The organism is Paenibacillus sp. BGI2013 (assembly GCF_002843485.1).
Lineage (GTDB): Bacteria > Bacillota > Bacilli > Paenibacillales > Paenibacillaceae > Paenibacillus > Paenibacillus amylolyticus.
Genome location: NZ_PJFA01000010.1, coordinates 14,074 through 31,586 on the forward strand (window position 1 = coordinate 14,074; position 17,513 = coordinate 31,586).

At 53.9% G+C, this 17,513-nt stretch carries 3 protein-coding genes; all 3 read left to right on the forward strand.

Annotated features, from left to right (window positions below; all coding sequences use genetic code 11):
- Positions 1–472: 472 nt before the first annotated feature.
- The 3 genes from ectB (at position 473) to CXK86_RS22115 (ending at position 17,492) form a co-directional block, all read left to right on the forward strand.
- Positions 473–1,756, forward strand: a complete 1,284-nt coding sequence (gene ectB, locus CXK86_RS22110) for a diaminobutyrate--2-oxoglutarate transaminase (RefSeq protein ID WP_101314560.1) — start codon at positions 473–475, stop codon at positions 1,754–1,756.
- 440 nt (positions 1,757–2,196) lie between these two features.
- On the forward strand, positions 2,197–2,319 hold the full coding sequence (locus CXK86_RS32740) for a hypothetical protein (RefSeq protein WP_257468042.1): 123 nt from the start codon (positions 2,197–2,199) through the stop codon (positions 2,317–2,319).
- 125 nt (positions 2,320–2,444) lie between these two features.
- Positions 2,445–17,492, forward strand: coding sequence for a non-ribosomal peptide synthetase (locus tag CXK86_RS22115; RefSeq protein ID WP_101314561.1), 15,048 nt, complete (start codon positions 2,445–2,447; stop codon positions 17,490–17,492).
- Positions 17,493–17,513: the final 21 nt, after the last annotated feature.

Genomic DNA, 17,513 nt, shown 5'->3' on the forward strand with positions numbered 1-17,513 from the left:
CACCGGCAAAGAATATTTAAAGGGAATATATACCAAATTTACCTGTTAAATGACTGAATGTCAACACTCGTCGAATTCCTTGATTGATGTCAAATCATGCCCAACGTTTCTTCTCCATTCACTATTTTTAACGAAAAATGTTAACACATAATGTTTTATGAACCAAATTTAACAATATAATGACTATATTTAACAAAAATTTCACTATACATTCTTGTAAATTTTGATATAATTCAACCTAGGTCTTATTCCCTATTATTCTAATAAATGGAATTGTAGGGTTTTTTATACCCATCCAAGCTGTGTGCGAGAGACCAGTATACTGGCTTACCAACAAGCCGGCATGTGGGGACCAACAATTGTGGAAAATGACAGCCTAGAATATGTTGCTCCATGACGTCAGAAGGTTTAGAAAGGAAGGTTCGGATAGATAGAGCCAACCTTATCCCAATTCCGATGGAGGATGAAGCGAGTGAGCATTTTTGAAAAGCTGGAATCCAACGTAAGATCTTACTGCAGAAGCTTTCCGGTGGTATTCGACCGGGCCAAGGGAGACCTTTTATATTCTGAGGACGGAAGAGCATATATTGATTTCTTTGCAGGTGCCGGGGCACTCAATTACGGCCATAACAACGATTATATTAAAGACCGGGTTCTCGATTACTTGACCTCCGACCGGATTATGCACGGTCTGGATATGTATACAATGGCCAAGCGTGAATTCATCCAGAGCTTCTCCGAGCGGATCCTGGAGCCGAAGAAGCTGAATTACAAGCTTCAATTCTGCGGTCCAACAGGGACGAATGCGGTGGAAGCGGCCCTGAAGCTCGCACGCAAGGCGAAGAAGAGAAGTGGAATATTCGCATTCATGGGTGGCTTCCACGGCATGTCGCTCGGCAGTCTGTCGGCGACAAGCTCCAAGTCCATGAGAGAAGGGGCGGGGCTTCCTCTGGACGGAGTTACGTTCATGCCGCACCCGAGCGGGGCTTTCGCAGAAATGGATACGCTCGGTTATATCGAGAATATCCTGACTGATTCGCACTCCGGAATCGACAAGCCGGCCGCGATCCTGCTTGAAACGGTACAAGCCGAAGGCGGAATTCACGTTGTCGACGCGCAGTGGCTACGTGAGCTACAGCAGATTTGCCGCAGGCACGATATTCTGCTCATTACAGACGAGATTCAAGTAGGATGCGGCCGGACAGGCGAATTCTTCTCCTTCGAACGTGCGGGGATCGAGCCGGATCTCATTACCCTGTCGAAGTCGATCAGCGGGTACGGCCTGCCAATGTCCCTCCTGCTGCTGAAGCCCGAACTGGATATCTGGACGCCGGGCGAGCACAACGGCACCTTCCGCGGCAACCAGCTGGCTTTTGTGGCCGCGAAGGCTGCTCTCGAGTTCCGGGACAGAACCGAACTGGAAGCTCAGGTGAAGCAGAAGGAAGAATATGTGCGCTCGTTCCTTGATCAAGAAATTAAGCCTCTGCATCCGTCCATCGCCATCCGCGGACTCGGCCTGATCTGGGGCATTGACGTCTCGGGGTTCATGGATGAAGCCGGGGCGAAGCGGGTGACGGATATCAGCTTCGAGAACGGGCTCATCATTGAAAGAGCCGGCAGAGGAGACTGTGTGTTGAAGATCATGCCTCCGCTGACCGTCTCGATGGAGCATCTGGCCGCCGGCTGCGACATTATCAAGTCCAGTATGCAGCGGGTGATCTCTCAGGAGACCAAGGATTTGTTAGTAACGACCTAAGCTTGGCCAAGCCGATGGCCGCCCCCGGCAAGAGGCATGAAAGTGCCTTCCGGAGGGCGTGCGGACTTGATGTTAAGGTAGCGCTTTCAACTAAGTGGAAGACTTTCTCCTTATGCTCCTGCGGTAACGTCAATCAGCATGGAATTCTCCGCAATCCAAGGGCAGTCCCGTTCATGCTATACGGAGCATTCCTTGAGTCTCATGCAGTGCCCTCGTTAAATTTAATCGTTAGGAAAAGCTCACTACCCCGCAGCCGAATCTTTACTTATCCACACCAGGGCTGTGGGGGAATAATCAAATCGTACATAGAGTGTATCAATACCCCTTAAACATAGGCTTCGTCAAAGGCAGCTCGGGTGCCAAATCAGGAGGTACGGTCGACTTCCTGCTGGTCGGCCGGAACCCTGCGGCAAGCCTTACATCGACAGGAGGAACATTCCTTGTCGTCTATCCCCAAATCCAATTCCGAAACCCATGTTAAACCAAATCCCGTCTTCAGGTGGCTCGTCCGCGGCAATCATATTGAAGCAGAGGAGTCCGAAGCAGCCGCATCTCTTGCGTAGAACGATGTTTGTTGTCCTTAACGCATGGGAGCCGAGCGGTACAGCTGCTAGGCAGAGGATTGCCGCATGCGATCAACCGGGCAATCGAAGCGTGACGTTGCGCAAGCCATTGATATTGTTGTCAGATGTTTGAAAAAGAGAGGAGCGAGGCTGGAGCGTTGCTTCGGCATATGCTCCGCCGGATTGCTTTTACCGATGAAGAGAGGGGAACGATCCAGATGGCTTTTGAAAAAGAAACGTTGTTTTGGAACGAAAAATTCGGTATTGACGATTATACCTTGACGCGGTTGCCTTACAGCAAGGCTCCAAACTCCCTGGTGCCCAATGTGAAAACCGTTGGCGGTTCGCTTTCGGAGGAAGCGGCGCAGCGGGTCCTTCAAATGAGCAAGGGTGCTCCGCTGGCTGCTTTTATGATTTTGCTCGCCGGTGTTCAGGCACTCTTGCATAAATATACAGGTGCTTCAGACATTCTGGTCGGCATGCCGGTTGTGCCAAAAAAGGGGGAGATGCGTCGATCCGTTAATCATACGGTCATTTTGAAAAACTCGTTTTCGGTGGGGGCAACTTTTAAGACGCTTCTGAGCGAACTGAGGACTTCCTTGCCGGAAGCCATTCAACATCAACATATTCCGTTCTTGAAAATGACGGAGAAGCTGGATCTGCAATATGCAGAAGGGATACCCTTCGTCCATACGCTAGTATCCCTTAAGGAGCTGCATCTGGACGAAATTAGGAAAAACGTGGTCACAGACTGTTCGTTTGAATTCAGTTTAGCCGGCGGGACGATACAGCTAGCGCTGTCATATAACGAGCACTTATATGACTCCGAGTTCATGAATCGGGTCGTCGGCCATCTGAATCGCCTGCTGTCTGTCGGGCTTCATGAGCTGGAGCTGGACATCGTGCGAGCGGACATGCTGTCGGAGGACGAAAAATTTCAATTAATACAAAGCTTCAACGATACCGAGAAGGACTATCCTCGTGATCGGACGATTCATCAGCTTGTGGAGGAGCAAGCGAAGCGTGTGCCCGAGGCGACGGCGGTTGTTTTTGAGGGGCAGCGGCTTTCATACGCAGAGTTGAACGAACGGGCAAACCAACTGGCGCGTACGCTACGATCGGTCGGTGTGCTGCCCAATCAGTTGGTAGGCTTGATGGTTAGGAGATCGCTGGAGACGGTCATTGGCATTTTGGCGGTTCTGAAAGCTGGCGGTGCCTACGTGCCGATCGACCCGGAGTACCCGGAAGAACGTATCCGCTACATTCTGGAGAACTCGAACGCGCAGCTGTTATTGACTCAAAGAGAGCTGTTACAGCAAGTCCCGTTCGAAGGGACCGTATTGGCGCTAGATGACAAGCAGGCCTATAGCGATGATGGCTCGAACCTGGAGGCGGCCAGTGGTCCACACGATCTTGCTTATGTCATTTATACGTCAGGTACAACAGGCAAACCCAAAGGGGTCATGCTGGAGCATCGTGGTTTGGTCAGCTTGAAGCTGATGTTCGCAGACAGGCTGGGTATCACGGAGCATGACCGGATCGTTCAATTTGCGAGCTTGTCCTTCGACGCATCCTGCTGGGAGGTTTTCAAAGCACTCTATTTTGGAGCGGCTTTATACATCCCGACGGCGGAAACAATTCTCGACACTCGTCTGTTCGAGAGTTATATGAACGAGCATGCGATTACGGCGGCGATTCTGCCCCCGACGTACAGCGCTCATTTGAACCCTGACCGTCTTCCCAGCTTAACAAAGCTTGTAACGGGAGGTTCGGCGGTATCGGCCGAATTCGTGCAGCAGTGGAAAGCGAAGGTTCACTATTTCAATGCTTACGGCCCTACCGAAGCTTCGATTGTTACGACGCTTTGGGATGCGGATGAGCAGCAGCCGGAGCGCAGAGTCATTCCGATTGGGCGCCCGCTGTCTAATCATCAGATTTTTATTTTGGATGCCCACCTGCAACTTGTTCCTCCGGGAGTGGACGGAGAGCTGTGCGTGGCAGGCGTGGGGCTTGCGAGAGGTTACCTGAACCAACCGGAGCTGACGGCAGAGAAGTTCGTGGAACATCCGTTTGCGCCGGGAGAACGCCTTTATCGGACAGGAGATCTCGCCCGCTGGCTGCCGGACGGTAATATGGAGTACTTGGGCCGGATCGACCATCAGGTGAAAATCCGTGGATTCCGAATCGAGGTCGGTGAGATTGAAGAGCAGCTTCTGAAGATCGACTCGGTGCAGGAGACGATTGTGATTGCGCGGGAAGGCAAAAGTGGGCAAGAACTGTGCGCTTACCTGGTGGCTAGTCTCCCTCTTACGCTCGGCGAGCTGAGAAGCGCGCTGGCGCAAAAATTGCCGAATTACATGATTCCGGCGCATTTTGTTCAGCTTCCGCGGATGCCGCTCACGCCGAACGACAAAATCGACCGCAAGGCTTTGCCTGCCCCGGAAGGAAACGCACTGACCGGCGGCGAGTACGTAGCTCCACGCAATGAAGCCGAGCGGACACTTGCCGATGTGTGGCAGGCGGTATTGAACGCCGATCGCGTTGGGGTAACGGATCATTTCTTCGAGCTGGGCGGAGATTCGATCAAGTCCATTCAAGTATCTTCGCGGCTTCATCAAGCCGGGTACAAGCTGGAAATTCGGGATTTGTTCAAATATCCGACAATCTCACAGCTTAGCCTGCATGTGATACCGATCGGACGTACCATCGATCAAGGCGAAATTACGGGTGAAACGGCGCTGACGCCGATTCAGCATTGGTTTTTCGAGAGCTCCTTTAAGGACCCGCATCATTTCAACCAGTCGGTGATGCTGTACCGGAAGGAACGCTTCGACGAAGAGATGGTACGTCAGGTGCTGCAAAAGCTGGCCGAGCATCATGACGCCTTACGGATGGTGTTCCGCAAAACGGAACAAGGGTTTAGCGCACGGACCCGCGCGATTCAGGAAGACGAGATGTTCACGCTGGACGTGTTCGACTTCAAAGATGCGGAGAATCCCACGCAGACTGTGGAAGCGAAGGCAACGGACATTCAAGCGGGCATCGATCTGGAGAACGGGCCCCTCATGAAGGCGGGACTATTCCAGTGCGCGGACGGTGATCATTTGCTGCTCGGGGTTCATCATGCTGTGGTAGATGGCGTGTCTTGGCGCATTTTAATGGAGGATTTCGCTCTAGGTTACGAGCAGACTGGCAAAAGCGAAGAAATTCGTTTCCCGGCGAAAACAGATGCGTACCGCACTTGGTCCGAGCAGTTGGCTGCTTACGCGCAAAGCCCGGAGATGGAGAAGGAACGGGCCTATTGGCAGGCCGTGGATCAAATGGAGGTTCCTGCCGTGCCGAAGGATATGGAGGCGGACGTTACGACACAGCAGGACAGCGAATCGCTGTTTGTCCGTTTGGCTCCCGAAGAAACGGAGCTGCTACTGAAGCGGGTTCACCGTGCCTTCAACACCGAAATGAATGATATTTTGGTAACGGCGCTCGGCATAGCCTTACGCAAATGGACGGGGCACGAACGGGTGCGGATCAATCTCGAAGGACACGGACGTGAATCGATCGGAACGGATATCGATATCACGCGTACAGTCGGCTGGTTTACGACCAAGTTTCCGGTCGTCCTAGAGCCGGAAACTGACCGGGATTTGACCTATCAGATTAAACAGGTCAAGGAAAACTTGCGCCGCATTCCGAACAAGGGGCTTGGGTACGGCATATGCCGCTATCTTTCGAAATCGGAGGAAGGCTTGGTTTGGGGCGCAGAGCCGGAAATTAATTTTAACTACCTCGGCCAGTTCGACGATGATGTCAACCAGGGCGAGATCGGCATATCTTCTTATTCCAGTGGCAGCCCGGCTAGCGACCGGCAGGCCCGCAGCTTTGTGCTGGATATCAACGGTATGGTGCTGGACGGTGCTTTATCACTCGATCTCAGCTACAGCCGGAAGCAGTATCGGAAGGAAACGATGGAAGCCTTCGCTCAGCGGCTTGAGCAAAGTCTCCGAGAGCTCATTACCCACTGCGCAGGCAAAGAGAACACCGAAATGACGCCAAGCGACGTGCAATTTAAAGGCTTGACCATCACAGAATTGGAGCAAATCGCCCAGCGCTCGAGTCATCTCGGGGAAATCGAAAATATTTACTCGCTGACGCCGATGCAAAAGGGTATGTGGTTCCACAGCGCGCTTGACCGGCAAACGGCAGCTTACTTTGAGCAGACGCGGTTTACGATGCGGGGAGCGCTCGACGTCCAGCTTTTTGAGAGGAGCTGGATGGAGCTTGCAAAACGTCATCTGGTGCTGCGGGCGAATTTTGTGAATGGACCAGCGGGCGAGCCGCTGCAAATCATATACCGCGATAAGCCAGTCGGCTTTGAATATGAAGAGCTGCTTCATTTGCAGGTACATGAGAAACAAGCTTACTTGGATGAAAAGGCCGAGGAGGACAAGCTTCGTGGCTTCGACATGGAACATGATGCGCTCGTTCGGTTTACGATTCTGCGCACCGAAGAGCAAAGTTATCACGTTCTGTGGAGTTTCCAACATATTTTAATGGACGGCTGGTGCCTGGCTCAGCTGACGCAGGAGTTGTTTGAGATATACTCGGCCCTGACCTCTGGGAAGCAGCCAGCGGGAGGTAAAGGATCGGATTATGGCGATTATATCGAATGGTTGGAGAAACAGGACGATCAGGCGGCATCCGGCTATTGGACAGCGTTCCTGGCAGGCTACGAAGGGCAAACCGTACTTCCGGGGCAAAAGGAACCAGCGCCGAGCGGCAGATTTACGGCTGATCACGTCACCGCCGAACTAGGCAAGGACTTGAGCAAACGGATGGACCGGGTGGCGAAACAGCACCTAGTTACAGTCAATACGCTGCTGCAAGCCGTTTGGGGCGTGATGCTGCAAAAATATAACGGAACAAACGATGCCGTATTCGGCAGTGTCGTTGCCGGAAGACCGGCGGAAATCCCGGGCATTGAGTCTATGATCGGGCTGTTCATCAATACGGTGCCGGTCCGCGTCAATAGCGAAGTGGACACCGTGTTCGCCGACCTGATGGCGAAGCTCCAAGAGCGGGCTCTGGATTCCGGGCGTTATGATTACTATCCGCTGTATGAAATTCAAGCGCGTAGCGTGCAAAAGCAGAATCTGATCAACCATATCATCGCTTTCGAGAACTATCCGGTGGACGAACAGATGGAGCAGGCGGGGGACCAGCAGCACGGCGGCCTGACAATTGCTGACGTTCAGATGGAGGAGCAGACGAACTATAACTTCAACGTGACTGTGATGCCGGGAGCCGAGATCGAAATTCGATTCGACTTTAACGCCGAAGTGTTTGATAAAGACAGCATCGAGCGGCTCAAGGGGCATCTCGTGCATCTGCTGGAGCAGGTAACGGATAACCCGGAAATTACCGTGGGCGAGCTGGAACTTGTGACCGAGGCAGAAAAGGCCGAACTTCTCGGACGTTTTAACGACACCACGACGGAATTTCCGCGCGGGAAGACACTCATTCAATTGTTCGAAGAGCAGGCGGAGTACATCCCGGATGCAGCCGCCATTTCCTTTAATGAGCAAGAGATGACTTACCGCGAGCTGAACGAACGTGTCAACCGCCTTGCCCGTACCTTGCGCAGCCACGGGATATCCCAAGGACGTCTGGTCGCCATTATGGCTGAGCGTTCCATCGAAATGGTTATAGGTATACTGGCAGCACACAAAGCCGGAGCCGCTTACGTACCGATTGACCCGGAATATCCAGAGGAGCGTATCCGTTTCTTGATAGAGGATTCAGGAGCGCAGGTCATGCTGACACAAAGCCGCTTGCGCGAGCGACTGGCGGGTTTGGACTCGGTGATTTTACTGGATGACGAGTCTTTCTATCACGAGGACGGAACAAACCTAAATCAAGGGATTGAAGCGACAGATCTGGCCTGCGTGATCTATACGTCAGGCACGACGGGCAAGCCAAAAGGAAACCTTGTTTCACACCGCAACATCGTGCGCGTTGTGCAAAATACAAATTATATCGACATCACCAATCGCGATCATGTCCTCCAGCTTTCGAGCTATTCGTTCGACGGAGCGATTTTCGATATTTTTGGTGCTTTGACCAACGGGGCGCGGCTGGTGCTGGTTCCCCGCGAGACGTTGCTGGAAATTGGTCTACTGGCGGATCTCATCCAGCGCCAGCGCATATCGGTCATGTTTATTACGACGGCTTTCTTCAACGTGCTTGTAGATGTGAATGTCAATTGTTTTCGGGATGTCCGGGCGATTTTGTTTGGAGGAGAGCGTGTCTCGGTTGGTCATGTACGTAAAGCACTCGCCCATCTTGGAGCGGGTAGGCTCAACCATGTATACGGACCGACGGAAAGCACGATATTTACCACGTACCTTCCGGTCGACTTCGTTGATGAGTCGGCGCTTACCGTTCCTATCGGACGACCAATCAGCAATACGACGGTGTATATCGTCGACAGCCGGAATAAGCTGCTGCCGATCGGCGTGGTCGGGGAGCTATGTGTCGGCGGAGAAGGTTTGGTACGGGGCTACAATAACCGGCCGGAACTGACGGCGGAGAAATTTGTGCACAATCCTTTTACGTCAGGAGAGCGCATGTACCGGACGGGGGATTTGGCGAAATGGCTACCGGACGGCACGATTGAATATGTGGGACGAACGGACGACCAAGTGAAAATCCGTGGCTTCCGCATAGAGCTGGGCGAGATCGAAACTCAGCTTCAGAAAGTGGAGGGAATTCGGAAAACGACAGTATTTGCGCGGGAAAACGTGTCCGGCGAAAAGCAGCTTTGCGCCTATTATGAAGCGGACTGTGAGCTTCCGGCGGCCGAGCTGAAGAGCGTGCTGTCTCAGGAACTGCCGGCCTATATGATCCCGACGTACCTGATCCAGTTGGAGCGTCTCCCGCTGACGACGAATGGCAAGGTTGACCGCCGCTCCCTCCCGGCACCTGAGGAGAGCTTGCAACCGGGCGAAGGACATACTCCGCCTCGGACTCCGCTCGAAGCCAGCTTGGCTGAAATATGGAAAAGCGTGCTTGGATTGGAGCGCATCGGGGTTCATGACAACTTCTTTGACTTGGGCGGCCATTCCCTGCGGGCAACGACACTGGTGAGCAAGGTGCATCAGGAGTTGAACGTCGAGTTGCCTCTGCGCGACGTATTCCGCTACTCAACGATCGAACAGATGGCTCTCGCCCTCTCCCGGATCGAAGAACATTCGTTCTCGTCGATTCCGCTGGTAGGCGCAAGAGCGTATTATCCACTTTCCTCAGCTCAGAAGCGGCTGTTTATCCTGAATCAGCTGGAAGGAGCCGAGCAGAGCTATAACATGCCGGGTGTGCTGCTGCTCGAAGGATCAATTGACCATAGCCTGCTGGAGAAAGCTTTCCGCGGACTGATCCAACGTCATGAAACGTTGCGAACCGGATTTGAGGTCGTACAAGGCGAAGCGGTACAGCGTATTTACGAGAGCGTTGATTTTTCCGTCGTGTGTCGACATGCGAACGAGGAAGAAGCGTCTGCAGTCGTGCAGGCTTTTATCAGACCTTTCGACTTGGCGAAGCCACCGTTGCTGCGTGCCGAGCTCGTAGAGCTGGCAGCCGATCGTTATTTACTGATGTTTGACATGCACCATATCATCTCCGACGGGGTTTCGATGGACGTGTTCGTTGAGGAACTCGTTCGTCTGTATGGCGGTGAGTCATTAGAGCCTTTGCACATTCAGTACAAGGACTATGCGGTATGGCAGCAATCGGACGAGCAAAAAGTGCAATTGAACCGCGAGGAAGCTTACTGGCTGGACCGTTACCGGGGCGAGCTGCCGGTTCTGGAAATGCCAACGGACTATCCGCGTCCTGCTGTACAGAGCTATGAGGGACATACGCTGACGTCCTTCGTGGACGAGGCAACGAACGAAGGCTTGAAACAGCTGGCCGCTCAAAGAGGAACGACGCTATATATGGTGTTGCTTGCCGCATATACCGTGCTTTTGCATAAATACACAGGTCAGGACGATTTGATCGTCGGAACGTCGATTGCGGGCAGAACGCACGGCGACACGCAGCCTTTGATCGGAATGTTCGTCAACACGCTGGCGATCCGCAATTATCCGGCTTCGGAGAAGACCTTCCTGTCGTATTTGGAAGAAGTGAAAGAAACGACTTTAGGCGCTTACGAGCATCAGAATTATCCGTTCGAAGAACTCGTCGATAAAGTGCAGGTTAGCCGGGATTTGAGCCGCAACCCGCTGTTTGACACGATGTTCTCCCTGCAAAACCTGGAGGAGTCAGAGTTTGAGCTGGAAGGGCTGAAATTGTCCCCGTACCCTAGCGAATATGGTATGGCCAAGTTCGACCTGAGTGTGGATGTTACGGAAGAAAATGGCGGACTGGAGTGCAACTTTGAATTCGCAACGGCTCTTTATAAAGAAAGCACGATCCGGCGGCTGTCGATTCATTTTGGACATTTGCTTGCGGCGATTGTAAGCCATCCGAATGCAAAGATCGCTGATCTGAACTTGTTGACGGCAGATGAAAAAGAGAAGATTCTCGGCGCGTTTCACCCGATGCAATCGGAAGTGGCTCCTGTGGCCGCGTTCCACCGACTGTTCGAGGAACAGGCGGAGAGCACTCCGGAAGCGGAAGCCGTTGTATACGAGAACGATCGGCTGACGTATGCGGAGCTGAACGTACGGGCGAACGGCTTAGCGGCCACGCTGCGCGCAAGTGGAATCGGCCGGGAGGAGATTGTTGGCATTCTCGCCGAGCGCTCGGTGGACCTGCTGGTGGCCGTGCTGGCCGTCTGGAAAGCAGGCGGGGCATATGTACCGCTTGACCCGGATTATCCGGCGGACCGCGTGCGGTTTATGCTTGAAGACAGCGGAGCGAAGGTGCTGCTGACACAAACGCTGCTGAGAGAGCGTGCTGAAGCCTGGCTCAGCCAAGAGGAGCTGGCACTTGCAAAGGTGTTGTACCTCGACGACGAAATGTCATACAGCGAAAACCGGGAGAATGCACCGCTTGGTTCCAGCATGGTTTCCGGTAAAGTCTCCGGCGAGCTGACGGGTGCTGTGAACAGCGATGATCCGAGTCATCTGAAGGTTACTGGCTTGGACAGCTTTCATGAAGCTCGTCCTGAGGACCTAGCGTACGTGATCTACACGTCGGGGACAACAGGCAAGCCGAAGGGTGTAATGATTGAGCACCGCAGCTTGGTGAACACGGCAGCGGGCTACCGGCGGGAATACCGGTTGGATCAGTTCCCAGTCCGGCTACTGCAACTCGCTAGCTTCTCGTTTGACGTGTTCGTGGGTGATATCGCACGCACGTTGTATAACGGAGGCACCATGGTCATTGTACCGAAGGATGATCGGATTGATCCGTCTCGCCTGCACCACTGGATAGAGCGGGAGCAAGTGACGATCTTTGAATCAACACCAGCACTGATCGTACCGTTTATGGAATACGTGCACGAGCAAGGGGTGGAGTTGAGCGGGATGGAGCTGCTCATCACAAGCTCGGACAGCTGCAGTGTGGCGGATTACCGGACCTTGCAGGAGCGTTTTGGCTCATCGTTCCGCATTATTAACGCCTACGGCGTGACGGAAGCGGCAATTGACTCCAGTTTCTATGACGAAGAATTGAAGGAGCTGCCGCAGACAGGCCATGTGCCGATTGGCAAAGCGTGGCTGAATGCGAATTTCTACATCGTGGATGCACAACTGAACCCAGTACCGGTCGGGGTGTTGGGCGAGCTGGTTATCGGCGGAGTCGGCGTGGCACGAGGCTACTTGAACCGTCCAGATCTGACAGAAGAGAAGTTTGTAGACAGTCCCTTCACCGCTGGTGAGCGGCTGTACCGCACAGGAGACTTGGCGCGGTGGATGGAGGACGGCAACGTGGACTTCATCGGCCGAATCGACAACCAGGCGAAAATCCGGGGCTACCGGATCGAGGCGGGTGAGATCGAGTCGCAGTTGCTGCGGGTGGAAGGTGTGCGCGAAGCGGTGGTGCTGGTTCGAAGTGATGCGAACGGTCAGAAGGCGCTGTGTGCGTATTACACGCCGGATACCGGTGCGAAGCTGTTGGTGAACGATCTGCGCAGTGCGCTGGCACAGGAGTTGCCGGGTTACATGATCCCGTCGTACTTCGTGGAGCTGGAGCGCTTGCCTCTGACACCAAACGGGAAAATAGACCGGAAGGCGCTGCCCTCGCCGGAAGGGGAAGCGGGAAGTGGAACGGAGTATGTCGCACCGCGCAATGAGCTGGAAATGAAGCTGGCGGTGATTTGGCAGGAGGTGCTGGGGCTTACGAAGGAGATTGGCGTTTACGACAACTTCTTCGACATCGGCGGCCACTCCCTGCGAGCGACAACGTTGGTCAGCAAGATTCATAAAGAGTTGAACGTGGATCTGCCACTGCGCGAAGTGTTCCGCCATTCCACGATCGAGAGCATGGCTACCGCCATTTCTCGGCTGGATCAGCAGATATTTGTTTCCATTCCGGTGACGGATGTCCGAGAGGTGTACCCGCAATCTTTTGCTCAAAAACGTCTCTTTATTCTGAATCAGCTGGAAGTTGCGGAGCTTAGCTACAACATGCCGGAAGCGATGCTGCTGGAGGGTGCTTTGGACCGGGCAAGGTTCGAAGAAACGTTCCGTAAGCTCGTGGCGCGGCATGAAATGTTGCGCACCGGGTTTGAAATGGTGGATGGAGAAGCATCACAGCGGGTTTACCAGGACGTGAATTTTGCGGTGGAGTTCTATCAAGCGGATGAGCAAGAGGTCGAAGCGGTGGTTCACGGTTTCGTCCGTCCGTTTGACTTGGCTAAGCCACCGCTGTTGAGGGTAGGCCTTGTTGAGCTGGCTCCGGAACGCCATATTCTGATGTACGACATGCATCATATTATTTCTGACGGCGTTTCAATGGAAATCTTTGTTGAAGAATTCGTACGTTTGTATGGTGGAGAGCAATTGGAGCCGCTGCGCATTCAGTACAAAGACTACACCGTTTGGCAGCATTCGCAGGAGCAGCAGGAACGGCTTCAGCATCAGGGGGCGTATTGGCTGGACATGTTCCAGGGCGAGCTTCCGGTGCTGGAAATGCCGACCGACTATCCACGTCCGGCTGTACAGAGCTACGAAGGTCAAACGCTGGAGTTTTCCTTCGACGCTTCAAAAACCGACGGCCTGAAACAGCTGGCTTCGGAAACGGGCACGACGCTGTTTATGGTGTTGCTTGCGGCGTATAACGTGCTTTTGCATAAATATTCAGGTCAGGAAGACGTAATCGTTGGTACGCCGATTGCCGGAAGGAATCATGGAGATGTGCAGCCGTTGATCGGGATTTTCCTAAACACGCTGGCGATTCGCAGTTATCCGTCTTCGGAGAAAACATTCCTGTCATATCTGAACGAAGTCAAAGAAACAACTCTGCGTGCCTTTGAGCATCAGAACTATCCGTTTGAACAATTGGTGGACAAAGTGCAAGTCACCCGTGATTTAAGCCGCAATCCGCTCTTCGACACGATGTTTACGATGCAGAATACGGAGAACGAGCAATTTGAGCTGGAAGGGCTTCGCCTGATTCCTTATCCGAGCGTACTTGATACTGCGAAGTTTGATATCAGCTTGGATGTGGGCGAGGAGAACGGCGGCTTGGATTACAGCTTTGAATATGCGACAGCTCTTTACAAAAGGGAGACGATTGAACGGCTGGCAAAACATTACGAGCAGTTGCTCCTGACAATTGTAAACCGTCCAGATGCAAAGATTGCCGAGCTGAACTTGCTGACAGCAGAGGAAAAAGAACAAGTTCTCAATGCGTTTAATCCAGCGCAGCTAGAAGCGGCTCCTGCGGCTACGTTCCACCGTCTGTTTGAGAAACAGGCAGAGTGTACGCCGGAAGCGGAGGCCGTTGTGTATGAAAATAATCGCCTAACGTATGTGGAGCTGAACGAGCGGGCGAACTGCTTAGCGGTCACGCTGCGTGCAAGTAGCATCGGCCGAGAGTCAATCGTTGGCATTCTCGCCGAGCGTTCGGTGGACTTGCTGGTGGCCGTGATGGCCGTCTGGAAAGCCGGCGGGGCGTATGTACCCCTCGACCCGGATTATCCTGCGGACCGCGTGCGGTTTATGCTCGAAGACAGCGGAGCGAAGGTACTGCTGACACAAACGCCGCTGCGAGAACGTGCCGAGGCCTGGCTCCGCGAAGAGGAGCTGGCGCTGATGTCGGTGCTGTACCTCGACGACGAAGCGTCGTACAGCGAAGATCGGGCAAATGCCCCGATGTGCTTTGATCAAGGCTCCAGCATGGCTTCCAGCCGGGACTCTGGCAAACTAACGGGGGCTGTGAACGGTGCGGATCGGAACCATCTGGATGTTTTCAATGATGTTGGCATGGGCAGCTTCCATGAAGCCCGCCCTGAGGACCTAGCATACGTCATCTACACGTCCGGAACGACGGGCAAGCCGAAAGGCGTGATGATTGAGCACCGCAGCCTGGTGAATACGGCAGCGGGTTACCGGCGGGAATACCGATTAGATCAGTTCCCGGTGCGGTTGCTGCAGCTCGCCAGCTTCTCGTTTGACGTGTTCGTGGGCGACATTGCCCGGACACTGTACAACGGAGGCACGATGGTGATTGTGCCGAAGGACGACCGGATCGATCCTTCTCGTCTGCACTACTGGATAGAGCGAGAGCGAGTGACGATCTTCGAATCAACACCGGCGCTGATCGTGCCGTTTATGGAATACGTACATGAACAGGGGTTGGAGTTCAGCGGGATGGAGCTGTTGATTACAAGCTCGGACAGCTGCAGTGTGGCGGATTACCGAACCTTGCAGGAACGCTTCGGCTCGTCGTTCCGCATCATTAACGCTTACGGTGTGACGGAAGCGGCGATCGACTCCAGTTTCTATGACGAACCGCTGACGAAGCTGCCGCAGACAGGCCATGTGCCGATCGGCAAAGCGTGGCTGAATGCGAAATTTCACATCGTGGACGCACATCTGAATCCCGTACCAGTCGGCGTGCTGGGCGAATTGGTTATCGGTGGAGTTGGGGTAGCACGTGGGTACTTGAACCGTCCAGATCTGACAGAAGAGAAGTTTGTAGACAGTCCCTTCACCGCTGGTGAGCGGCTGTACCGCACAGGAGACTTGGCGCGGTGGATGGAGGACGGCAACGTGGACTTCATCGGCCGAATCGACAACCAGGCGAAAATCCGGGGCTACCGGATCGAGGCGGGTGAGATCGAGTCGCAGTTGCTGCGGGTGGAAGGTGTGCGCGAAGCGGTGGTGCTGGTTCGAAGTGATGCGAACGGTCAGAAGGCGCTGTGTGCGTATTACACGCCGGATACCGGTGCGAAGCTGTTGGTGAACGATCTGCGCAGTGCGCTGGCACAGGAGTTGCCGGGTTACATGATCCCGTCGTACTTTGTGGAGCTGGAGCGTCTGCCTCTGACACCGAACGGGAAAATAGACCGGAGGGCGCTGCCAGCGCCGGAAGGGGAAGCGGGAAGCGGAACGGAGTATGTCGCACCGCGCAATGAGCTGGAAATGAAGCTGGCGGTAATTTGGCAGGAGGTGCTGGGGCTTACGAAGGAGATTGGCGTTTACGACAACTTCTTCGACATCGGCGGCCACTCCCTGCGAGCGACGTCACTGGCAGGTAAGGTATTTAAGGAATTAAACGTCAACCTGCCGCTGCGCGACGTATTCCGTCACTCAACGATTGCGGCGATGGCCGAGGCGATCACCCGGATGGAACGGCGGGAGCATGAGGCCATTCCTCAAGCGGAAGAGAGAGAGTACTACCCTCTGTCCTCCGCGCAGAAACGGCTGTTCATTCAGCACACGCTGGATGGAGCAGATCAGCTTTACAACATGCCGGAACTGGTACAGGTGGAAGGTGAGTTTGATTTAGACCGGTTGGAAGCCGCCTTGCGGAAATTGATAACACGGCATGAATCGCTGCGCACCGGTTTTGAAATGATGAAGGGCGAAGTGGTTCAGCGGATATACCCACAGGTCGATTTTGCTATCGAGCATCATCAAGCGGATACAGAGGATTCAGATCAAATCGAGCAGATCGTCCGGAACTTCGTTCGTCCGTTTGATCTCGGCCAACCGCCGCTGCTGCGCGCCGGGGTCATCGAGCTGGAGCCGCACCTGCGTATTCTCCTTTTCGATATGCACCATATCGTGTCTGACGGTGTATCGATGGCGATTGTGATGGAGGAGTTCTCGAGTTTCTACGCCGGAGAACAGCTGCCACCCCTGCGCATTCATTACAAGGATTATGCCGTTTGGCAGCAGTCGAAGGCCCACCGAGAGCGAATCGGGCGGCAGGAAGCGTACTGGCTGCAAACCTTCGAAGGCGAACTGCCGACGGCGGACCTGCCGATGGACTACGAACGGTCTGCCGTTCGTAGCTACGAAGGCGCGCATGTGGAGTTCGACGTCGAAGCTTCTCTCTCGGCGCGGTTGCGCGAATTGGCTGCCGAGTGTGAAAGCACACTGTTCATGGTGCTGCTTGCGGCCTATACTGTGTTGCTGTCCAAGTACAGCGGTCAGGAGGACTTGATCGTGGGCACCCCGGTGGCTGGAAGAACTAACGCCGATTTGGAGCGGGTCATCGGCATGTTTGTTAATACGCTGGCGCTCCGCAATCGTCCGTCTGGCGACAAAACGTTCTTGTCCTACCTGGAAGAAGTGAAGGAAACGGCTTTGGGTGCTTTTGAGAACCAGGATTATCCATTCGAGGATCTCGTGGAGCGTTTGAATGTGAAGCGGGAGCCGGGCCGCTTCCCGTTGTTCGATGCCGTTTTCGACTTGCAAAATATCGAAGAACGAGACGCCGAACTGGAAGGGGTCAGCCTGAAGAATTACGAGCTTGACCCATTGGAAGAAGCGAAGTTTGATCTGACGCTGTTTATGTATGAAAACGAAGGGGCGTTGAGCGGGGGCTTCTTCTACGCCAACAAGCTGTTCAAAGAAACGATGATCCGCACCTTGACTGAGGATTACTTGCGGGTACTGTCTCAAATTGCGGAAAATCCACAACTCGAGCTAAGCCGAATTGAATGTCATAAACCGGCGGCAGGCGCAAAGAGTGCCGTCGATACGATCGAATTCGCGTTCTAATAATACAAGCGCGCTCCACCG